At 70.7% G+C, this 1,323-nt stretch carries 1 protein-coding gene; it reads right to left on the reverse strand.

Going from position 1 to position 1,323, the window contains the following annotated elements:
- Nucleotides 1-10 precede the first annotated feature (10 nt).
- Nucleotides 11-1,069, reverse strand: a complete 1,059-nt coding sequence (locus tag ACIP9D_RS32845) for an IS110 family transposase (protein WP_350877585.1) — start codon at nucleotides 1,067-1,069, stop codon at nucleotides 11-13.
- Nucleotides 1,070-1,323 lie beyond the last annotated feature (254 nt).

Below are 1,323 nucleotides of genomic sequence, written 5' to 3' on the forward strand. Positions count from 1 at the left end.
CCGGACGCTCCTATGCCGCGTCAAGTGGTTGTGGTGGGGTTTCGAGGCGTCGGTAGAGCTCTCGGGCGATGTAGCGCTTGAGGCAGCGTTTGATCTCTCGGTCGGTTTTGCCTTGGGTGCGGCGGCGCTCGGCGTAGGCGCGGGTGCGTTCGTCGTGTTGTAGGCGGGTCAGGACGACGGTGTGCAGGGCGCGGTTGAGTTGGCGGTCTCCTGAGCGGTTGAGGCGGTGGCGGACGGTTTTGCCGGAGGACGCCGGGATCGGTGCGGCGCCGGCGAGCATGGCGAACGCGGCGTCGTTGCGGCAGCGTCCTGGGTGGGACCAGGCGGTGAGCACGGTGGCGGCGACGATCGGTCCGACGCCGGTGAGGTGGAGCAGGTCGGGGCGCCAGGAGCGGACGATCGCGCGGATCGCTTTCTCGTGCTCGGTGGCTTCGGCCTCGAGGAAGCGGACGCGGCGGGCGAGGTCCCGTAACACGGTCAGGCAGGTGAACACCTCGACGTCGGCGCTGGTGGTGGGGCGCAGTCGGGTGGCGGTGGTGAGCATGAGTCGGGTGCTCTGGCCGCGGAACCGGGCCCGCACCACTTCGGGTCCGGTGATCACCATGGCGTGCAGCTGCCGCTGGGCGTCCGCGCTGGCTTCCACGGCTGCACGGCGGGCGGTCAGGCGCATCTGCAGTGCGGCCCGCTCGGGGCCGGTCTTGGGTTGCGCCAGCCGCGTGCGGGCCAGAGCGTCGCGGGCGGCGCGTTCGGCGTCGATCGCATCGGACTTCGCCCCGGCGCGGCGGGTCGGGCGCAGCGGCCGGTCCAGCTCGACGACCAGCTCACCAGCGTCGGCCAGATGCCGAGCCAGGCCGGCGCCGTAGCCGCCAGAGCCCTCCAGCGCCCACGCCCGCAGCCCCGAGTGCTGCTCAGCCAGGGCCACCAGTCGCGCGTAGCCGTCCGGGTCGGTGCTCACCGTGACCCTGGCCAGGACCCCACCGGTACGGGTGTCGAGCAGCGCGGCGCTGTGAGTGTCTTTGTGCGTGTCGACGCCGATGACGACCTCGACCAGTTCTGCCAGCATGGACATGCGTTCTCTCCTCACCGTGGGGACGCACAGGTCCGGTCCGGTGCGGAGATGGCAGGACTGTGATGAGACACGCCAGCCGCTAACTGGCGGTCAAGCTCCTGATCAGGCCAAACGTCTCCCGCCGGGCCGGCGCCGGCAGCAGCAGACGGACAAGTCCGGCCAAGGCACGAAGCCAGTCAGAGCAAGAGTCACGTCCGCTGCCGCCGACCATCAGCCCATCATCTGCGGACCGACCCGGCCAGCCTCACAGTCAG

Origin of the sequence: Micromonospora sp. NPDC093243 (assembly GCF_044753725.1) — a bacterium.
In the GTDB taxonomy this organism is placed as follows: Bacteria; Actinomycetota; Actinomycetes; order Mycobacteriales; family Micromonosporaceae; genus Micromonospora.